Annotated in this window: 19 protein-coding genes and 1 pseudogene; 17 read left to right on the top strand and 3 right to left on the bottom strand. The window is 69.3% G+C overall.

Annotated features, from left to right (window positions below; genetic code table 11):
- From C4V41_RS57265 to C4V41_RS57250, 4 genes are all read left to right on the top strand, one after another.
- On the top strand, window positions 1-414 hold a 414-nt coding region (locus tag C4V41_RS57265), incomplete at its 5' end, for an HAD-IC family P-type ATPase (RefSeq protein ID WP_146104220.1).
- A 186-nt stretch (window positions 415-600) separates the two neighbouring features.
- Window positions 601-1,170: a TetR/AcrR family transcriptional regulator gene (locus C4V41_RS57260; protein WP_103964470.1), complete on the top strand. Its 570-nt coding sequence runs from the start codon at window positions 601-603 to the stop codon at window positions 1,168-1,170.
- Between the two features lie 152 nt (window positions 1,171-1,322).
- Window positions 1,323-1,694 (top strand): hypothetical protein, encoded by a 372-nt coding sequence (locus C4V41_RS57255; RefSeq protein ID WP_103964469.1) that lies wholly within the window; start codon window positions 1,323-1,325, stop codon window positions 1,692-1,694.
- A gap of 11 nt (window positions 1,695-1,705) precedes the next feature.
- On the top strand, window positions 1,706-2,377 hold the full coding sequence (locus C4V41_RS57250) for a DUF305 domain-containing protein (protein ID WP_235031039.1): 672 nt from the start codon (window positions 1,706-1,708) through the stop codon (window positions 2,375-2,377).
- 85 nt (window positions 2,378-2,462) lie between these two features.
- Here the strand turns inward: C4V41_RS57250 and C4V41_RS57245 are convergent, their stop codons facing one another.
- On the bottom strand, window positions 2,463-2,999 hold the full coding sequence (locus C4V41_RS57245) for a CGNR zinc finger domain-containing protein (RefSeq protein ID WP_200824975.1): 537 nt from the start codon (window positions 2,997-2,999) through the stop codon (window positions 2,463-2,465).
- Between the two features lie 81 nt (window positions 3,000-3,080).
- Here C4V41_RS57245 and C4V41_RS57240 point away from each other — a divergent pair, with 81 nt between their 5' ends.
- Window positions 3,081-4,268, top strand: coding sequence for an MFS transporter (locus tag C4V41_RS57240; protein WP_103964466.1), 1,188 nt, complete (start codon window positions 3,081-3,083; stop codon window positions 4,266-4,268).
- A 20-nt stretch (window positions 4,269-4,288) separates the two neighbouring features.
- Here C4V41_RS57240 and C4V41_RS57235 read toward each other — a convergent pair whose 3' ends face one another.
- On the bottom strand, window positions 4,289-5,101 hold the full coding sequence (locus tag C4V41_RS57235; protein WP_200824974.1) for an AraC family transcriptional regulator: 813 nt from the start codon (window positions 5,099-5,101) through the stop codon (window positions 4,289-4,291).
- A 63-nt stretch (window positions 5,102-5,164) separates the two neighbouring features.
- Between C4V41_RS57235 and C4V41_RS57230 the strand changes: the two genes are divergently transcribed.
- Window positions 5,165-6,571, top strand: coding sequence for a DHA2 family efflux MFS transporter permease subunit (locus C4V41_RS57230; protein ID WP_235031038.1), 1,407 nt, complete (start codon window positions 5,165-5,167; stop codon window positions 6,569-6,571).
- Window positions 6,572-6,600: 29 nt separating this feature from the next.
- On the opposite strand, the gene C4V41_RS57225 is transcribed toward C4V41_RS57230, so the two are convergent.
- Window positions 6,601-7,686, bottom strand: a complete 1,086-nt coding sequence (locus C4V41_RS57225; RefSeq protein WP_103964464.1) for a hypothetical protein — start codon at window positions 7,684-7,686, stop codon at window positions 6,601-6,603.
- A gap of 361 nt (window positions 7,687-8,047) precedes the next feature.
- Here C4V41_RS57225 and C4V41_RS63715 point away from each other — a divergent pair.
- From C4V41_RS63715 to C4V41_RS57165, 11 genes and pseudogenes are all read left to right on the top strand, one after another.
- Window positions 8,048-8,254, top strand: a pseudogene (locus tag C4V41_RS63715) (maleylpyruvate isomerase N-terminal domain-containing protein); the annotation flags it as partial.
- Between the two features lie 381 nt (window positions 8,255-8,635).
- Window positions 8,636-9,442: a hypothetical protein gene (locus C4V41_RS57210; protein WP_103964463.1), complete on the top strand. Its 807-nt coding sequence runs from the start codon at window positions 8,636-8,638 to the stop codon at window positions 9,440-9,442.
- 205 nt (window positions 9,443-9,647) lie between these two features.
- Complete coding sequence (locus C4V41_RS57205) at window positions 9,648-10,706, top strand: ParB/RepB/Spo0J family partition protein (protein ID WP_160150763.1); 1,059 nt, start codon at window positions 9,648-9,650, stop codon at window positions 10,704-10,706.
- Between the two features lie 57 nt (window positions 10,707-10,763).
- The gene (locus tag C4V41_RS57200) at window positions 10,764-12,128 is read left to right on the top strand and encodes an MFS transporter (protein ID WP_103964461.1); all 1,365 of its coding nucleotides are present in this window, start codon (window positions 10,764-10,766) and stop codon (window positions 12,126-12,128) included.
- A gap of 26 nt (window positions 12,129-12,154) precedes the next feature.
- Window positions 12,155-13,447: a cation:proton antiporter domain-containing protein gene (locus tag C4V41_RS57195; protein ID WP_103964460.1), complete on the top strand. Its 1,293-nt coding sequence runs from the start codon at window positions 12,155-12,157 to the stop codon at window positions 13,445-13,447.
- A gap of 86 nt (window positions 13,448-13,533) precedes the next feature.
- Window positions 13,534-14,778 carry a radical SAM protein gene (locus C4V41_RS57190; RefSeq protein WP_160150762.1) on the top strand — a complete coding sequence of 415 codons (1,245 nt, stop codon included), beginning with the start codon at window positions 13,534-13,536 and terminating at the stop codon, window positions 14,776-14,778.
- Window positions 14,779-14,997: 219 nt separating this feature from the next.
- Window positions 14,998-16,383 (top strand): hypothetical protein, encoded by a 1,386-nt coding sequence (locus tag C4V41_RS57185; protein WP_103964458.1) that lies wholly within the window; start codon window positions 14,998-15,000, stop codon window positions 16,381-16,383.
- An 18-nt stretch (window positions 16,384-16,401) separates the two neighbouring features.
- Window positions 16,402-17,544, top strand: a complete 1,143-nt coding sequence (locus tag C4V41_RS57180) for a cytochrome P450 (protein WP_103964457.1) — start codon at window positions 16,402-16,404, stop codon at window positions 17,542-17,544.
- A gap of 23 nt (window positions 17,545-17,567) precedes the next feature.
- Entirely contained in the window at window positions 17,568-18,590 is a 1,023-nt protein-coding gene (locus C4V41_RS57175; RefSeq protein ID WP_103964456.1) for an aspartyl/asparaginyl beta-hydroxylase domain-containing protein, read from the top strand.
- Window positions 18,587-19,708 (top strand): WD40/YVTN/BNR-like repeat-containing protein, encoded by a 1,122-nt coding sequence (locus tag C4V41_RS57170; protein ID WP_103964455.1) that lies wholly within the window; start codon window positions 18,587-18,589, stop codon window positions 19,706-19,708. Before C4V41_RS57175 ends, C4V41_RS57170 begins: the two co-directional genes overlap by 4 nt.
- Window positions 19,709-19,716: 8 nt before the next feature.
- Window positions 19,717-20,007 (top strand): MoaD/ThiS family protein, encoded by a 291-nt coding sequence (locus C4V41_RS57165; protein WP_235031037.1) that lies wholly within the window; start codon window positions 19,717-19,719, stop codon window positions 20,005-20,007.
- The last annotated feature ends 3 nt before the right edge of the window (window positions 20,008-20,010 follow it).

Here is a 20,010-nt window from a genome sequence, read left to right as displayed (position 1 = left end):
GGCATCGACGAGGTCATCGCCGAGGTGCTGCCCGCCGACAAGGTGGACGTGGTCAAGCAGTTGCAGGCCGGCGGCAAGGTGGTGGCCATGGTCGGCGACGGCGTCAACGACGCCGCCGCGCTCGCCCAGGCCGACCTCGGGCTGGCCATGGGCACCGGCACCGACGCCGCCATCGAGGCTTCGGACCTGACCTTGGTACGCGGTGACCTGCGGGTGGCGGCCGACGCGATCCGGCTGTCCCGGCGCACGCTGTCGACGATCAAGGGCAATCTGTTCTGGGCGTTCGCCTACAACGTGGCCGCCCTGCCCCTGGCGGCGCTGGGCCTGCTGAACCCGATGATCGCGGGCGCGGCGATGGCGTTCTCCAGCGTCTTCGTGGTCAGCAACAGCCTCCGGCTGCGCCGCTTCAAGTAGCACGATCGGGAATGGCTCCGCGTCGAACGGCGCGGAGCCATTCGTCATGGCCGGAGCCGGCCGCGTGGCTTGTACACCGCCAGCAGGGTGGCCAGTCTGTCATGTGTCCGTCCTTCCGCTTTTGCCAAACATGGTGTCTCTATCAATACATCATGTATTGATCCTTGGCGGGCGTATCCTCAAGAGGTGCCGAAGCTGTGGAACGAGACGATCGAGGCGCATCGCCGTGACGTACGCGAGGCGATCCTCATGCACACGTCGGCGCTCGTGGCCGAGCACGGGCTGCGATCGGTCACGATGTCCCAGATCGCGGAGAAGACCGGCATCGGGCGCGCGACCTTGTACAAGTACTTCCCCGACGTCGAGACGATCCTGCTGGCCTGGCACGAACGGCAGATCGCCGGCCACCTCGAACACCTGGCGCAGGTGCGGGACCAGGCCGGCGAGCCCGCCGCGCGGCTGCGGGCCGTGCTGGAGACGTACGCGCACATCTCACGGCGATCTCGCCGGCACGGGGACGGCGCTTTGATGGCGTTCCTGCACCGCGACGAGCAGGTCGGGCACGCTCAGCGGCGGCTCCACGACATGGTGCGGGATCTGCTGGCCGAAGGGGCGGGTGTGGGCGTCCTGCGTGCCGACGTCGCCCCTGACGAGCTCGCGACCTACTGCCTGTACGCCGTCGCGGCGGCCAGGGAACTGCCGTCCGATGACGCCGTCCGCCGTCTTGTCATGGTGATCCTGGACGCCTGCGTCTGAACCGGCGGTTCGAGCGCCCGAGGAAGTGCACCGATGCGGCCGCCGATGGAGTCATGATGGTGCGTGATGCCGTGGAAGAGGCGAACTACGAGCTTCCTTAGTACACTGGCAACACTGTGACGTGCTGATGTTCAGGGAAGGGCGGTGGGGTTATGCGGCGATTCCGTATAGCGCGTGCCGTCCTGCTCGTGGCCCTCGTCCTGGGCATATCCGGCATGCACACCCTGGGCCATGTGAACGGCGGGCACGGTGGTGGTGTCCATGTCGTGAAAGCCGCGCCGGTGGTTCCCGCCGGGCTTCAGGCGTTCGTGCCCGACCGTGGCATGCCCGGCCTCGACCCGACAGACGTGTGCCTGGCCATCCTGGTGTCGTTCATCGTCCTGCTGCTGGCCACCGCGTGGATCAGCGTGCGACGACGGACCGGTGCCGGGAGGGGGCCGCTGTCGGCCCTCCGGCAGGTCGCCCGGCCACCGCCGAAGCTCATGTCCCGGCGGCTGGCGATTCTCTCGATGTTGCGCATATAGGCCGATGGCTCGTGCGGGACGGGCTTCGAGCCTGCCCGCGTACAGGCCGACGGTTCGACACATCGAGAGAAGAAACAACCATGCGTATCAACCGCACAATGTCCATCGCCATGGCCACAGGTGCCCTTGCCCTGGTGACCGCCTGTGGTGGGAACGGCGATTCCATGGCGGGGCACGAAGGAATGAGCAGCAGCAGCACGCCGGCCGCCACCACCGCGCAGCCCTCGGCGACCTTCAACGACGCGGACGTCATGTTCGCGCAGATGATGATCCCGCACCACGAGCAGGCGGTCGAGATGGCCGACCTCGCGGCGACGCGCGCGAGCGACCCCGAGGTCAAGGAGCTCGCCACGAAGATCAAGGCGGCTCAGGACCCCGAGATCCAGACCATGAAGGGCTGGCTGACCGGCTGGGGCAAGCCCGCGCCCGAGGGCGGCATGGGGCACGACATGCCCGGCATCATGTCCGATGAGGACATGACGAAGCTCAAGGCGGCCAAGGGCACGAAGTTCGACAAGCTGTTCGCGGAGCAGATGATCGCCCATCACAACGGCGCGATCGACATGGCCCGCACCGAACAGGCGAATGGCGCGGACCCGACGGCCAAAGAACTGGCCAAGACCATAGAGACCGCGCAGCAGGCCGAGGTGGAGCAGTTCCAGAAGATCCTCGACCGGCTCTGACCTCATGACCCGTCCGGGCGCGGCCGGCGCTCGGACGGGTCAAGGTCCGTCCGGCACAAGGTGTGACCGTCCGCTGTCCGGTTGATCATGGATGGCGGCGGCTGCGGTAGGCGGCGGTCTTGGCGCGGGCCGTACACGCCGCGCTGCAGTAGCGGCGCGAGCCGTTGCGGGTCAGGTCGATGTAGACCGCCTCGCACTGATGCGCCTCACATGCCCCGAAACGGTCCGGGCCGTAGCCGTCCACGATCAGGGCCAGCGCCGTGGCGAACTCGCCGCCCAAGGCTTCCACCTGCGTGCCGCCCGACCCGTGGAAGTGCAGGTGGAAGGGCTGACCGACGTCCTCGACGAGGTACGGCTGCGCGCCGTACCGGCGGATCATGGCGTTGATGTGGGCGGCCTGGTCGGCCGGTCGGTCGGCCAGCAGCGCCCGCCGTAGCTCGGCGGCCAGCTCGGCCAGGCGCGGGCCCGCGTCCGGGACGGAGCGCAGGGTTGGTTTTCCGAGCTGGGCCGCGAACGCCGTCACCAGGTCCTCGCCCGTCGGCGGTCGCACCGAGGCGCCGCCCCGCCAGCGCGCCGTCGCCAGGTTGACCAGCTCGGCGATCAGCGGAGCCTGCCGGGTCACGTTACAGGCTATCTCCACTTGACTAGTAACACCTCTCCGTGTGTCATAGGCGTAATCCAGTTAGATGGTAACGGAGCTGCCGTGTTCGCGTCCTATCGTCGTTTACTCACCCATCCAGGTGTCCCGCACCTGCTCGTCGCCGGGCTCATCGTCAAGCTGGGCACACCCGTGCTCAGCTTCGCCCTGCTGCTGGACGCCGTCGGCCGGCTCGGCTCCTACGCCACCGCCGGGCTCGTGCTCACCGGCCACGCCCTCGCCCTGGCCCTGTGCGCGCCGCTGGGCGGGCGCATCGCCGACCGGTACGGCCCGCGCCCCGCCCTGACCGGCTACCTGGCCGCCCACACTCTCGCCTACGCCCTGCTCCTGTTCGCCCCGCCGGCTCTGATGATCGGTGCCGCGGTGCTGCTCGGCGCCACCACCCCGCCCGCCGGGTCGGTCATCAGGAGCGCCTGGCCACGCCTCGTCCCCGCCGCCTCCCTGCCCGCCGCCTACGCGGTCGACAACGCCGTCAACGAGCTGATGTTCATCGCCGGCCCGCTGCTCGTACCGGTTCTGACCTGGTTCATCCCGGCCTACGGCGTAGTGGCGGCCGCGGGGGCCGCCGTGCTGCTCGGCACCGCACTGCTGCTGGCCTCCGCCGCGGTGAGGCAGGTCGCCCCCGCCCCGCCGAACGGGCTTCACCTGGCCGGGCCGCTCACCCACCGGCGTACCTTGCTGCTGCTGATCATCGCCGCTTCCGGCACGTTCACCTTCGGCTGCCTGCGCATCGCCACGGTCGCCTCGGCCGACACCTACGGCTCGGCCGCGTCCGCCGGCGTGCTGATGGGTCTGCTGTCGGCCGGCGCCCTCCTCGGCACCCTCGGCTACGGCGCGCGGGCCTGGCCCATCACCGGCGGGCGCCTGCTCGTCGTGCTTCCGCTCGCGGAGGCGGCCGTCCTGCTGGGCGCGGGCTGGGCGCCCGGCTTCGTGACGCTCGCCGTACTGATCACCGTTGTCGGACTGGTGACCGGGCCGCGCGACGCCGCCGTGCCGACACTGCTCGCCGACCACGCCCCCGCCCGCTACCGCACCGAGGTCTTCGCCTGGCTCAACACCTTCATGTGGGCCGGCTACGGACTGGGCACCGCCGTCGCCGGCCGCCTCACCGGCCCTCAGGACACCGGCGCCACCGCCTTCGCGACGGCGGCCGCCGCGGCCATGGCAGGCGCGCTCCTGGCGGTCGTCGCCAACCGGTACACCAGGGTGCCTTCCCACGCATCCGACAACTGATCGCGTAAGGTCAAGGACGATCAGCCGTACGTGATGCCCTTGCCCGAATCGGCGTCCCCGTTGAGGTAGCGGCCGGGTGAGGTGCCGACGGTGCGGCGGAACGCCGCGAGGAAGGCGCTCGGGGTCGCGTAGCCGACGGCGTGCGCGGCCTGCGACACCGGCCGCCCCTCGGCGAGAAGCGGGAGGGCGGCGCGCAGCCGCATGTGGGTGCGCCAGCGGTCGAAGCTCATCCCCGTGTCGCGGACGAACAGCCGGGTCAGGGTGCGCCGGCTCACGCCGATGGCCCGCGCGTGCGCCTCCAGGCTCCGGGGATCGGCGGGGTCGGCCAGCAGGGCGTCGGCCACGGCGCGCACGCGGTCGTCCACCGGCGGCGGCACGTCGATCGGCAGGGCCGGCAGCGGGTGCAGCAGGTCCAGCACCACCGCCTCGGCCCGCAGTCGCGCGTCGTCGGAGAGGTCCTCCCGGGCGAGGTGGGCGATCAGGTGGGCCAGCAGCCCGTCGACGCCGACCGCGGTGGGCTCCGCCCAGTCCACGGCGCACCGCTCCGGGTCGAGGTAGAGGCTGCACAGCACCGCGTCGCGGGTCGCCCCGGTCCGGTGGACGACTCCGGCCGGCAACCACAGGGCCCGGGTGGGCGGCAGGATCCAGTACGCGTCGTCAACGGCGACGCTGAGCACCCCGCTGCGCGTCCAGGCCAGCTGGTGGTGGGTGTGGCTGTGCGGGGAGATCCACTGCCCGGACTCCAGCGGGAAGTGCCCGACGACGATCACCCCCGCCGACGCGGGGACGGCGGTGTCGACGGCCTCGATCATGTTCTCCGGGCGTGTCCTCATCACGCTATTGTCGGGCCTCGTCGCGGATTGTGGCCAATCGGAGGCAGCGCATAGCGTCGTCGGGTGCTGATCAATGACCCCTCTACGCAAGTGTCCCCCGGCCGTCCCCGGGCGGCGCTGGTCGTGCTGTGCTTCGTACAGTTCATGCTGATCCTGGACGACAACGTCGTGTCGGTCGCCCTGCCCAGCCTCCGCGACGAACTGGGCTTCGGCGACGCGGGCCTGGCCTGGGTCGTCAACGCCTACTTCCTGGCCTTCGGCGGGCTGCTGCTGCTGGCCGGCCGCGCGGCCGACCTGCTGGGCCGGCGCCGCGTCTTCCTGTTCGGGGTGGCCCTGTTCGGGGTGGCGAGTCTGGCCTGCGGGCTCGCCCAGGAGCCGTGGCAGCTCGTGGCCGGGCGGTTCGTCCAGGGCGGGGGCGCGGCCATGGCGGCGCCGACCGCGCTGTCCCTGATCACCCTGCTGTTCCCCGGCGACGAGGAGCGCACCAGAGCGCTGGGCGTCTGGGGCGCCGTCGCGGCCCTGGGCGGCACGAGCGGCCTGGTGATCTCCGGGGTACTGACCGACCTCGTCTCCTGGCGCTGGATCTTCCTGATCAACCTGCCCGTGGCGGCGGTGGCCCTCGCGCTGATGCCCCGCCTGGTCGCGGAAAGCCGGGCCACCCGCCGGCCACGCCTGGACGTACCCGGCGCCCTGCTGGGCACGGCCGCCGTGCTGGCCCTGGTCTACGGCCTGCTCCAGGCCCGCGAATCGGGCTGGGCGGACGCGGCCGTCATCGCTCCTCTCCTGACGGCCGCCGTCCTGGCCGCCGGGTTCGTCGCCGTGGAGTCGCGGGTGGCCGAGCCGCTGGTGCCGATGTCGTTCCTGGTCCATCGGACGCGGGCCGTCGCCAACGGCGCGACCCTGCTGTTCTCCGTGGCCATGTACGCGATGGCGTTCCTGCTGATGATCCACCTGCAGACCGTGCTCGGGTACGACCCGCTCCAGGCCGGCCTCGCCTACCTGCCCTACGGCGCCGGAATCCTCACCGGCATGTGGCTGTCCGCCCGCGCATTGACCCGGCTGGGCCTGCGCTGGACTCTGGTCCTGGGTTTCCTGGTCAGCGCGGCCGGCCTGCTGATGTTGTCCGGCGTGGCGGCGGGCGACCCGTACACGACCGGCGTGCTGCCCGGCATGCTCGTCACGAGCCTGGGATGCGGCCTCAGCCTGCCGGTCCTGACCGCGGCCGCCGTCACGGGCACCACCGAGGAGAACGCCGGTCTCGGCTCGGCCCTGTTCACCTCGGTGCAGCAGGTGGGCGGGGCGGTCGGGATCGCGGTCCTGGTCACCGTGAGCGCACGCCACAGCGACTCCCAAGCCGGTTCACCGGGCGCCGCGACGGAGGGCTTCGCGCTCGCGCTCACCATCGCCGCCGTCCTCGTAGCCCTGGGCGCCCTCCTCATGGCCGCCCTGCTCCGAACCCGCCGCGACTGACCCCGGACCCCGGCGTTCATGCTCGGGTGCTACAGCAGCCGTTCGGTCCGGGCGGCTGCTTCTTGCCGGGTCGCGGTGAGGAACGCTCGGCGGAGTTCGGAGGCGGGGCTCTGAAGGCCGGTGTGGTGCTGGAAGAGGTGCCAGCAGGTGTGGATGCCGTGGAGCAGGTTGTCGAGCAGGTCGGGAGCGGGCCGGGCGGGGTCGAGCGAGGTGAGGGGCAGGTAGACGGCGTCCGGGCCGAGGTCGGTGTGCGTCTTGCCGATCAGTTCCTGGACGGCCGCGATGCGGTGCTGGATGTCGCGGATGCCGCGTACGTGGCCGTCGGCGACGTGCAGGGCGTTGCGGATGAGGGGCATGACCACGTGCCGGGTGCGGGCGCCGGCGTTGAGAGCGGTGGTGATGTCGGTGAGGCTCTCGATGGCGAGGGGTTTGTCGGACTGCGCGGCGCCGGCGATGACCTGGATCGGGTGCAGGCCGGTGTGCTGGGCGGTGACGGTGACGGCGGCGTAGAACCAGTGGGCGGCGGCGATGGCGGCCGCGGTGGGATCCACCTCGGTGAAGAGGGCCTGGCTGCCGAAGGGATTGTCGTGCAGGAGGGTGTCGGCCTGGGAGATCTGCAGGGGTGAGGTGTCCTCGCGGCTGAGGGTGACGGCTTGCTGGGCGCGTTCGGACAGGTCGCCGCGTTCGGCCTGTTCGATGGCGGCCAGTTCGGCGGCGACGTCGGTGGTGACGTACGTGGTGAGCTGCGAGGTGTCGAGCACGCGCAGGGTATGGGCGACGGCGTGGGCGGCCTGCTCGACCTTGGTGCCGATCGGCTGGTCGGCGGGTCGCGCGGTGGCGATCAGGATGGGGAGGATCTTGGTGAAGGCGTCGCGTTCCTGTTGCCGGTGCCAGCCGAGACTGTGGGGGCCGTGCCGGTCGGCGGCGTTGGCGGGGTGGGTGTACGAGCGCCAGCAGACGTGCGACAGGCGGGTCAGCTCCGCGGCGAGCCGGCGGGTGTTCTGGTGGAGTTGGTCGTGGGTAAGCCGGGCCACGATGGTGGCCGTGTCGCCGATACCGGTGTCCCACTGTGCGAGCAGCGTGTTGTGGGCACGGTCGATGGCATACCGAGTCACGAGGACCTCTTCAAGGAAAGGGGGACCAGCGAATGAGAGCTCTGCTCGGGCAGGTTCTGGCCATGCCAGGATGCTCGATCCGCCGCTCACGTGAAGCCTTTTTGACGTTGTTGCACGTTCCTGATCAGCGCTTTTGCTCAGAGACGCGGCATAATTCCCTTCTCCTGTGACGCTTGCGACACGGCGATCTTCGCTTGGCCTGACCACGTTTGATCAACTACGTGTGGAGGGGGCACCGATGTTGGACTATGGCCTTGATATGTCCGGTGTGGAGCGCGATCGGGCTCTGCCCGACCTGGTGGCTGAAGGGGGTGAGCTTGACGCGCTGGTCTCAGCGCACGCCGATTGATCCAGGCCGACCCCGGCCGTGGGCTGGACGATCGCCCACCAGATCGCTCATCTCGCCGTGGCCGACGCGAACGTCCTCATCGCCATCCGGACTCCTGAGGCGTTCGACGCCGTGCTGAAGCAGGCGGAAGCCGGGGGCAGCGAATACGCCGATCTCGACGCCGCCGCGGGGGCGGCCAAACCGCGATCGGTGCTGGAGGTCGCTCGCGTGTTCCTCTGAGGAGAGGCTCCGGTCAGGCCGGGCGCACCCCGTCCTCGGCCCAGTGCTCCGGCCCGGTCGTGGCGTGTTCGGCGAACATGTCGTCGGCGGGAAGCAGGCGGTCATAACCCGCCTGGAACCGGGATCACGTAACCCCTCCGGGTCCAGCGTGTGCCAGCCCATGACGTTGACCCGACCACGTCTGCTGGATCATGTGTCCGACGCCCTCGGCGGCGGATTCACGTCGCGGTCGTGAGGGTGCGACGGCGACATGACCCTGACACAAGGAGGACATAGGGAGGACAAAGAGAGGACACGCCCTCCGCCTGACGTCACTCGTCATGATCGATTGTAGGGTGAGGCGTTCTCCTTCATCTCCTCCGATCCCCCAGGAAGCGCCCCGTGTTACGTCGTCACCGCTCAGCCCGGCCCGCCCTGCTCGTCGCCGGCCTGTACGCCGCCGCGCTGACATTCGCCGTCGTCGCCGCCCTGATCTCCGGCAACCTCGGCCCGTTGTGGTGGCTGACGCTGTTCACGCCCGTGACCGAAGGTGCCACGGCGACAGGGCAGAACCTGCTCCTCCTGGTCCTGGCCGGGGTGTTCTGGACCTGGGGGATCTGGCAGGTCCTGCGCGGGCCGCTGGCGGGGCCGCCGCCCGACCAGGACCAGAGGACGCTGCGGTTGCGCGTGGCGTTCTACGTCGCGACGGCCGCCACGTGGCTGGGCCACGTCATCGCGTCGTTGGCCGGGGTGGATGCGACGGTGATCGACTCTGCGGTGATGTGGGTGGTCGTGCTGCTGTTCATGCGGGTGCTGGGCGGCGACCGGCCCTACATGCGGGGCGCGGGAGTGCTGGGGTACGGCGGGTTCACCGTCATCAGCGTGGTCGACCTCACCGCCGGGCCCATCCTGGAGGGGCTGGAGCTGATCTGCGGCCTGGCGTGCCTGGCCTGGCTGGCGCTGGCCCTGCGGGCCCAAGGGTATGACGACCGCTGGGGGACGGCGACCGTCGTGTACGGTATCGCCTCCCTCGTGGCACCGATCCTTCTGGTGCTGGTGGCGATGCCGCTCCCGGCGGAGGGAAGCGCCGTCGAGGCTCTCGGTGTGGTCGCGAGCGTCCTGATCATGATCTGGCTGGCCCGCTCCGCCCACGACCTCGCCGCCCCGCGCCAAGCGGAAAGGTCGAACAGGAGTGCGACTTTGGCGTGACGCACGATCGGATGACGCGGCCGCGGATCCGCGTAAAGCGGCAGGTCGTAGCGGCAGGACGGGCCGAATTCGAACCCATGAACCACAGATCACATGTCAAAGCGATCTGAACAGCGGGTTCCGGAGCTACTCAATTGATTACATGGATGACAAAATAACCCTCGCTGGTTGGCCAGTCGATGTGGGACTCCATGCGGGGGCGTCCATGCAGAAGCCGCACGACCAGTCCGGTCGGACTGCACAGCAACACGTGTCAGAAGCCATCTCTATCGATCATTTCCCGGGGGAGCGGTGCCCGGTGGCCCTGGTGCCACTTGACCAGCTCGTGTTGGAAGCCTCTCCACGTCTGTACGGTCAGGACCGCGAGCACGTGCAACGCCTGGCGGAGATCGACGCGGAGCTGCCGCCGATTCTCGTGCAGCGAACGACGATGCGGGTGATCGACGGTGCGCACCGTGTTCGCGCGGCGCAATTGAACGGCAAGGAAGTCATCACCGCGCACTTCTACGATGGCACCGACGACGACGCGTTCGTCATTTCCGTAGAGCGCAACGTCACGCATGGCATGCCGCTGACGCACGCGGACCGGCGCGCCGCCGTGGCGCGCATCATCCGATCTCATCCCCACTGGTCCGATCGGGCCGTCGCCGCGCGGACGGGACTGTCCGACCGGACCGTTCGGGCGATCCGTTCGAGTGCGGAGTTGCCGCAGTCGAACGAGCGGCTGGGCCTGGACGGCAGAATGCGGCCGATGAACGCTGCCGACGGCCGCCGGCGTGCCTCGGAGATCCTCAAGGACGCACCGACGATGCCGTTGCGCAAGGTCGCGAAGGCCTCCGGCGTCTCCCTGGCGACGGTCCACGACGTACGGCAGAGAATGTTGCGCGGCGACGATCCCGTTCCGCACAAGCGCGAAGCGAACGGCCGCGCGCTCCCTCTGGCGGCGGCCGACAAGCCGACTTCACAGCTCGCGCTGGCCAAGGACGCCGTCTGCCTGGAGGCGATACTCGCGCGGCTGACGAAAGATCCATCGCTGAAATACACAGAGGCCGGCCGGCTTTTCCTGCGCTGGCTGCATCTGCACGCCATCGACACCAAAGACCTGGAGTCGTTCCTCGACACCATGCCGGAGCACTGCCGTCAGTCCGTCGCGACAATCGCCCGCCAGGTGGCCAGTAAATGGCAGAACTTCGCCTGTCAATTGGAGCATTCGGAAGATTCGAATTGTTGCCGATCTTCCGTGTTGAACACCGAGAACGCATAGACTTACGGCGGTGCACGAAACTCTTGCGGGTGATTTCTGCCGCCAGATACTGACGGCATGGCAGAGATCAGTGATCGGCGGCGAGCTTCCACGTACCGGAGTGTTCTCGCGCGACCCGCGTTCCGTGTGCTCTTCCTGACTCGAACGCTCGCCGTCACCGGCGACGCGGTCCGGGCGCTCGCTCTGGCGGTCTCGGTCTTCGCCGCCACCGGTTCGCCTCTCCTGTCGGCCGTCGCCTACAGCATCACGTTCGTCCCGCAGATGCTCGGCTCCAGCTTCCTCGGCACGCTGGCGGACCGGCTGCGGCCCCGGCCGCTGCTCGCGACGTTGTTCGCCATGGACGCGAGCGCCGGCCTCATCATCGGCCTGGGACACCCGCCGGTGGCGGTGAGCCTGGTCCTGGTCGCGACGGTGGCCCTGGTGACCCCGCTCTACCAGGGCGCGTCGAGCCGGCTGGTGGCCGACGTGCTCAGCGGCGACGACTACGTCAAAGGCCGCGCGCTGTGGTGCAGCGCGCCGCTGGCCGCCCAGCTGGTCGGCAACGCGCTGGCCGGTTTCAGCGTCGCCGCGTTCGGCGCGGAGACCACCATCGTGATCAGCGCCGCTTTCCACATCGCCAGCGTTCTGATGATCCGGCTCGGGCTGCCCGACTTCCCCTCCGCTCCGGCGCCCGGCGGCGCCCTGGTGCCGCAACGGCGGCTTTCCATGTTCGCCGAAAGCTGGCGGCAGAACTTCCAGCTTCTCGGAACCCCGTCCGTCCGGACGCTGATGCTCGCCAAGTGGATCCCGCCCGGCCTGGTGACGGGAGCCGAAGCGCTGATCGTGCCGTACACGGCGCAGAACGGCTATTCCGCCTCCGCCGCGGGCGTGCTGCTCGCCTGCCTGGCGGTCGGCATGATGGTGAGCAACCTGCTCTTCGGCAGGGTCACCGACGCGCGGTTGCGTGACCGGCTGACCCTGTGGTTGCCCCTCGTCGCCGGACTGCCGCTGATCGCGCTCGTCTTCAACCTGCCCGTGGTGATCACCGGTGCGTTCCTGCTGCTCAGCGGCATCGGGCTGGCCTACGACCTGGGCCTTGAGCTGCGATTCGTGGACTCGATCCCCGACGGCAAGCGCGGCCTGGCCTTCGGCCTGCGCAGCACGGGCCTGATGACCGTGCAGGGAATCGGCCCCGCGGTGTCGGGCGCGGTCGCACTGGCGGTACCCGTCTCGGCGGTGATAGCACTGAGCGGCGGTGTCGCCGCCGTGCTGGGCGTCCTCCTCGTGGGGCGGGCCCTGGCGGTGCCGCTCAAGCAGGAGCCCGGACCGCCGGCCCCGACCTCCTGCTCAGGCACAGGCAACGGGCAGCCCGCGACGAGGGCCCCGATCGAGATGGACGACCCGAGCCTCATCCGGACCCCTCGTCCGATGGAGACCAAGTAGGACGCAGCGTCCGCTGAGGGGTAGGCATGCACGACAAAAGTGAACTGATCGGCGCCATGGTGATCGTGGACGTCGCGCTGATCCTCATCGTCGGGGCCGTGCTGGGACGGCTGGTCACCCGGTTCCGCCAGCCGGTCGTCATCGGCGAGATCCTGGCGGGCATCGCGCTCGGCCCGAGCCTGCTCGGCCTCCTGCCGGGCAACCCCACCGAGGTGATCTTCCCCGACGAGGCCCGGCCGCACCTGAAGATGATCGCCCAGGTGGGATTGCTGTTCTTCATGTTCGGCGTCGGATGGGAGTTCGAGCGGCAGCTGATCGGCCGGCAGAAGAAGACGGCCGCCGCGGTCTCGCTCTCCTCGATCGCGCTGTCCTTCGGCCTGGGCGTGGGCCTGGGCTTCTTCCTGTACGACCGGCACGCCGTGGTCGGCGGGGAGCGGGTGCCGCTCGCCGCGTTCGTGCTGTTCCTGGGCGCCGCGATGTCGATCACCGCGTTCCCCGTCCTGGCCAGGATCCTGGCCGACAACCGGCTCATGTTCACCAGGGTCGGGGCGCTCGCGCTGGCGAGCGCCGCGATAGACGACGTGCTGGCCTGGTGCCTGCTGGCCCTCGTGGCCGCGCTGGCCACGTCGGGTGACCTGGCGGACTTCCTCCAGACGCTGTCGCTGTCCGCCGTCTACGTCCTGGTCATGGCGCTGCTGGTACGCCCACTGCTGAAGGCCGTGATCGACCGGTGGGCCAGGGAACGCGTGTCACCGTTCCTGATCGTCCTGCTCTGCGCGGGCGTGCTCATCTCGTCGTACGCCACCACGCTCATCGGCATCCACGCGATCTTCGGCGCCTTCGCCTTCGGTGTCGCCATGCCGCGCGAGCCCGCCGAGGTGCTGCGGCAGGGGCTCAAAGTGCCCCTCCACCATGTCAGCCTCATTCTCATGCCCGTCTTCTTCATCGTCACCGGGCTCGGCGTCGACATCGGCGCGCTGACCGGCGTCGAATATCTCGAATTGGCGGCCATCGTCGTCGTCGCCTGCCTGGGGAAAATGGTGGGCGCCACCGGTCCGGCGCTGATGACCGGCATGGGCTGGCGGGAGTCCACGACTCTCGGAATTCTCGTGAACACGCGCGGGCTGACAGAGCTGATCATTCTCAATGTGGGGGTGAGCCTGGGCGTCCTGGACGGCGCGATGTTCACGCTCATGGTCCTCATGGCACTGATTACCACCGCGATGGCGGGCCCGCTGCTGCCGAAGCGAGCGTTGCTGCCGGCGCCGGATTACATTCCAGAAGCCACGGTCGTGGCGACGCCGGGAAAATCCACTTAATTCCCGCCGAACGCGAACATGTCGATACCGCCGACATCGATGTAAGAATGGTGCACGAAAATCCGGCCGAGGGAGGCGTACTTTCGATGAGCGTTCCGTCGGTGGCCATTGTTTCCGCATTCGAAGCCGAGTTGCAGCCGATTTTGGCGGCGAGTGCGGCAGGATCTCTGCGCGCCGCCGGCGCCGAAGTGACCGGATGGGACGCGGGCGGATTTCCCCTCGATTTTCCCGGCGGAGATTTCGACCTGGTGCTGATCTCGATTCCCTCCTTCGAGGGCATCGAGACGGGAGCGCGGCTGGCCGCCATCTTCAAGGCTCTGGGAGCGCGGCGCGTGCTCGTCTTCGGTCAGTACGCCTGGCTCAACGTGGCCACCCTGGCGCGGACCGCGGACGGCGTGATCGTGGACGAGCCCGAGGGCATGGCCGCCGACCTCATCGCCTTCGCCCGTGGCGAGGTCACGGTGGATCGGCTCGCTGGCGTCCTCACCGCCGGTCACCGGGTCAGGCCCAAGCGGCACGCGGCACGGCAGTGGCAGGTGCCGGCCCGCGACCTGTTCCCGCCGATCAGCCAGTATCCGGCGCACAGGACGACGTTCGGGCTGCTGGGCAACATCGAGGCGACCCGCGGCTGCCATCACCGCTGCAGCTACTGCGCCGTCTACGCCGCCTACGGTGTCGCCGCCATCCCGATCGATCCGGACGTCGTCCTCGCGGACGCGACACAGCTCGCCGCCCAGGGAGCCGGGCACTTCGTCTTCATCGACGCCGAGTTCTTCAACACGCGCCGCCACGCGCTGACCGTCATGGAGGCGGTGGCCAGGCGGCTCGGACCGGTGACGTTCGAGCTCACCACCCGTTTCGACCACATTCTGGAATTCGAGGCCGAGCTCAACCGGATGACGGAGCTGGGCCTGCGGGTGGTGACCTCGGCCCTGGAGTTCCCGTCGGACAGGCTCCTGCAGATCCTCGACAAGGGCATAGACGTCCGTGGCATCAAGAAGGCCATTCGCGTGGCGAATGCCGCCGGTATCGAGTTGCGCCCCTCGTTCATCACCTTCACGCCCTGGATCGGCCTGGACGAGATCCGAGCCCTGGACGATTTCCTGGACGAGACGGGAATCGCCGTCGATCCGACCGCGCGCCAGACCCGGCTGCTGCTCTACAAGGGATCGCCTCTTCTCGGCTCCCCATGGCTGGACGGCGTCGAATTGATCGACCGTGGCTTCTATTACGACTGGAAACACCCTGATCCAGCGGTGGACGAGCTGTGGTCACAACGCCACCAGCAGGCCTTGGAGGCAGGCGCGGGCCGTTGCTGCGTCCGCTGCTGAGCCATTCCTCTGGAAAAGCCGGAAATCGCTTGACCGTTCGGCTTCCGCGGGAATGGAAAACGCGCCCGCCAGCTACGCTGTCCGTCAAGGAGGTGGACCATGCGTTACCGCCACTGAAATGAAACGCGCCAGACAATGACGTGACAAATGAGCGGCCGCCCCCTGTCCGCGGTTGGCGCAGGGGGCGGCACAACGTACCAGATTTCCCGAGGAGAGCCGGTGCAGACCTTAGAGCAGCGAATTCACGCGCTCAATTTCGAATTGCAGGCTTATGCGCAGGAGCATGCCACCGAGCTGGCGGCGTACTTCGACGACGCCGAGGACGCGCTGGCCGGGCTGCGTGAGAGCCGCCTCAGCTGCTGTGTCGGCGACCGCATGCCGGTGCCGCCCGCGCTGGTTCCCCGTGAGGTGGCCGACCGCTTCGCCCGCTGCCACCGGGCCTTCCAGCAGGCGCTCGACCTGATCTTCGAGGGCCGCCTGCGAGGCTCCTGGCACCGGCTCGCGGAGGCGCTGCGCCTTGAGGAACCGACGTTCCGCTACGTCGACGCGGCGCGCAGGCCGCGCTGGATGACGATCGCGCGGCCCGACGTCGTCATCCACGACGACGGCATCACCATGGTCGAGCCCAACGCCGGCTCGTCGTGCGGCTACATGCCCGACGCCGACATCCTGGGACGGCTCTTCGAGGAGTCGCCCCTCATCGGCGACTTCCTGCGGAAACGGGGAGCGCAGCGCACCGACGTCGTCGGCGCGCTCGCCGCCTACCTGCGAGAACGGCTGGCAGAGGCGGGCGAGTCACCGTCCGAGGCCCGCGTCCTGGTCATCGAGTTCAAGGCCGACCTCGGCGGGGCGTGCGACGACTGCCATGGTCTGTCGCAGGAGCTGCGCCGGCACGGCCTGCGCGCGGAGGCCGCCGCGGTCGAGGACCTCGACGTCAGTGACGGCGGGGTGGCCTACGCCGGCGAGCGCTGCGCGCTGCTGTACCGGGTCGCCGGCGAAGAGCCCGACCCTGTCGGCAACTACCCCATGCTGGCCCCGATCCTGGCCGCCGGACGCGCGGGACGCGTGCTGATCGTGGACGATCTCGACGACGCGATCGCCCTCAACAAGACCATCCTCGCCACCCTTTCCGAGGAGTTGGACGCGGGCAACCTTCCGTCCGGGATCAGAGACGTGCTCGGGACGTTCGTGCCCTGGACGCGCGTCGTGGAAGACGTTCAGGCCGAGGTCGACGGCACCCGCGTGGACCTGCTGAAGTGGTGTGCGGACAACCGCGAGTCACTGGTGCTCAAGCCGGGCGCCGGCTACGGCGGCCGGGGCGTGACGATCGGCTGCGAGAGCGAGCCCGCACGGTGGCTGACGGCCCTCGACGAGGCCGTCGCCGCCGGTGAGGCGTGGCTGGTGCAGCGGATGGCGAAGTCGCACCCGACCATGACCTCCATCGTGAAGGACGGCTCGCTGGCAGGTGAGCCGACATATGTGGACTACGGCTACTTCGCGGTCAGCGACACCGTGCCCGCGGCCATCGTCCGCAAGAGCCCGCCGTTCGGACGCCCGAGCCGCCGTGTCAAGAACGGTGGCTGCGGCCCGGTCTTCGTCGTCTGACATCCAGGGGAGTACAGCATGGAGATCTTCTCACCCATCTCGCCGAGCATGCTCGCCGACCCGTACTCGGTCTATCGGCACCTGCAGCGCGAGGATCCGGTCCACTGGCACGAGCAGCTCCACGCCTGGATCGTCACGAAGTACGACGACTGCGTCCGCATCCTCGGTGACCCGCAGACGTTCATCAACGACTACCGGAAGATCGGCGAAGAGGCTCCCGAGGATATTCTCGGGCTGCAGACGCTGGACTCTCCCGAGCACACCGAGGTCCGGCACATCCTCATCGAGGCCATGCGGAACCTCGACATCTCGATGTGGGTCGAGGACTGCTCGAAGGTCGCCGACGAACTCCTCGGCACTCTGGACCCGGAGCGCTTCGACTTCGTCAAGCAGTTCAACGAGCCCCTCGCCCTCAAGAGCATGTGCCTGTTCTTCGGCATCCCGAAGTTCGGCGAGGAGGCCAAGTTCCACGAGGCCCAGCGCCGCCTGGTCCTGAGCATGGACTTCGGGCTGAACCCTGGCCTGCTGGAGCCCGGCGTCGAGGCGCGCAGATACTGTACGAGCGTCCTGGCGCCGTACGCGATCAACCCGCCTCCCACCGGGCTGCTCGCACACGTCGACTTCACCAAGACGGGCCCGCTGACCGGCTACGTGCTCAACGCGCTGCGCCAGATGTTCGTCGCCGGCTTCCTCTCGTCGAGCAGCACCCTGAGCTGCATCACCCGCACGCTAGTCGAACGCAATCTGCTCAACGGCGAAGAGCCGCTCAAGGTGACCAACCAGGTCTATAGCGAGCTCATCCGCCATTCCGGCGCCGTGCAGGTGGACACGCGCGGCTGCGCGGAGACCGTGACGCTCGGTGGCAAGGAGATTCTCCGGGGCACGGAGGTCCTCCTCGTGCCGGCCGCGGCCAACCGGGACCCGGCCGTCTTCAGCAGGCCGGACGACCTCGACTTCACCCGGGAGTCGAACCCGCACCTGGGCTTCGGCAAAGGCGTGCACGCCTGCATCGGCGCGCATCTCGCCCAGTCGCTGCACATGCCGGTGCTCACCCAGCTCAGCGAGCGCTACCGCATCACCCTCGCCGAGCCGCCGGTGCAACGCCCGACGGGCACGCTACGCGGCCTGAACCACATGTTCGTAACGGCACGCCCGCGCTGACGAGCGAGTACGGAGGTAAGCACATGTCAGCCGTCGATCCCTGGCCCCAGGCGCCCATTCTGGCGACGCTGCCGCCGACCGCCCGGCTCGATCTCTCCTTCGACGTCGCGCGCCTGCTGGAGGACCTCGAACAGATCAGGGCCACGACCTGGAAGGAGATCCGCATCGTGTCGGGCGAGGGGATCGGCGACTACGCCACCAAGCTCGACTGGAGGACCATCCCGCTGCGCAGCATCGGCGGCGACGGCGATCGAGGCGACGCGGGAGGGCCGGACCTGGCGGACTTCGCCGACACGCCCTGGCTGACCCGCCTGCCCTATCTGGCCGAGGTGCTCAAGGCGATCCCGGCGCGGCTCGCGTCGGTGCGCCTCATGGCGCTGGGCCCCGGAGCGCGCACGCCGGTGCACAGCGACACCAAGGTGGGGCTGCCCTGGGGATCGGCCCGGCTGCACGTGCCCATCGTGACCATGCCCGAGGCGACGCTGACGATCGCGGACGAGGTCCACTGCTGGCAGCCCGGCACCGTCTGGTACGCCGACTTCACCCGTGGCCACATGGTCCAGAACACGGGTGACACCGTCCGCGTGCACCTGGTCATCGACTCGCTGGCCACCCCCGCGCTCCTGTCGCTCTTCCCGCCCGTCTTCCACGGCGCCGCGGTGCACGAGAACACCATCTTCGAGCCCGAAGCGGATCATCCGGCCCCCGGCGGCCTGGAGGCACTGCGCTGCCGCTTCACGATGCCCGAATCCTTCCGCTCCTGGGAGGAACCGGAGGGCGCCTTCCTGCGGGACCAGCCCGGCGTGCCGGCCAGTGTCGACCGGCACGCCGGCGGACTGGCCCTGTATCTCGACGGCGAGCCCGTCTACGGGCTCGTCCATCGGGGCGCGGGCGAGTTCCGCTTCGCGGGCTGGACGGCCGAACGGACCCTGCGGGTGGTTCGTGGCGAGGACATGAAGGTGATCCTGCGTACGCGGGTGGGCGACCGTATGCTCTCCCGGACGCTGGACGCGCAGGCTTTGACATCGGCGGGAGGGCCCCGATGAGCCGGGTACGGCTGCTGGTCGGCACCCGCAAAGGGGCCTTCGTGCTGACCGCCGACGGAGCCCGCCGGCAGTGGGACATCACCGGCCCGCACTTCCCCGGCTGGGAGATCTACCACGTCAAAGGCTCTCCGGCCGACCCGCAACGGCTCTACGCCTCGCAGTCCACGCAATGGTTCGGCCAGGTGGTCCAGCGCTCGGACGACGGCGGCCGGACCTGGCGGCCGGTGGGCAACGACTTCTCCTATCAGAGCCCGCCCGGCACGCACCGCTGGCATTGGGGGGACGCCACGCCCCACGTGTGGGAGTTCGCCCGGGTCTGGCAGCTCCAGCCTTCGCCGGCCGACCCTGACACGGTGTACGCGGGGGTCGAGGACGCCGCGCTGTTCCGTACCTCTGATGGCGGTTCGACCTGGACGGAGCTCACGGCGATGCGCGAGCACGAGTCGGCGCCGACGTGGGAGCCGGGCGGCGGCGGCCTCTGCCTGCACACCGTCACCCTGGATCCGACCCGTCCCGGACGGATCTTCGCCGCCGTCTCCGCCGCCGGCCTCTTCCGGTCCGACGACGGCGGCGCCACGTTCGTACCGAAGAACCGGGGTCTGTACTCGCGGGACCTGCCGGACCCACGGGCGGAGGTCGGGCACTGCGTGCACCGGATCGCGATGCATCCTGCCCGCCCCGACGTGCTGTTCATGCAGAAGCACTGGGACGTCAACCGCAGCGACGACGGAGGCGAGTCCTGGCGGGACATCAGCGGCGACCTGCCCACGGCCTTCGGCTTCCCGATCGTGGTGCACGCGCACGAGCCCGACACCGTCTATGTCGTGCCGATCAAGAGCGAGTCCGAGCACTATCCCCTGGACGGCGACCTGCGTGTCTTCCGCAGCCGCTTCGGCGGCCACGAATGGGAGCCGCTGGCCAAGGGCCTCCCAGAGGACCCCTGCTACGTCAACGTGCTGCGCGGGGCGATGAGCGTCGACTCGCTGGACCCGTGCGGCGTCTACTTCGGCACCACGGGAGGGCAGTTGTTCGCCTCGGCCGACGAGGGCGACTCCTGGGAGGCGATCGCCAGGCACCTTCCCGCCGTCCTCTCCGTGGAAGCGCAGGTCCTGCCATGATCCGCGTCGTGCTCCCCACACATCTGCGCCGGCTGGCGTGCGTCGACGGTGAGGTGACGCTGCGGTTCGACGGCGAGGCGGCCGCCACGCAGCGACTGCTGCTGGACGCCCTGGAAGCCGGCTACCCCATGCTCCGGGGCACGCTGCGCGACCAGGCCACCGGCCGGCGCAGAGCGCTCGTCAAGTTCTTCGCCTGTGGCGAGGACGTCTCCTTCGACCCGCCCGACACCCCGTTGCCCAGCATGATCTGCACAGGAGCCGAGCCCTTCCTCATCGTCGGCGCCATGGCCGGCGGCTGACGC

Source organism: Nonomuraea solani (assembly GCF_900108335.1).
GTDB lineage: Bacteria > Actinomycetota > Actinomycetes > Streptosporangiales > Streptosporangiaceae > Nonomuraea > Nonomuraea solani.
Note: the sequence above shows the minus strand (reverse complement) of the source record. Positions and strands in the feature narration are given on the sequence as shown.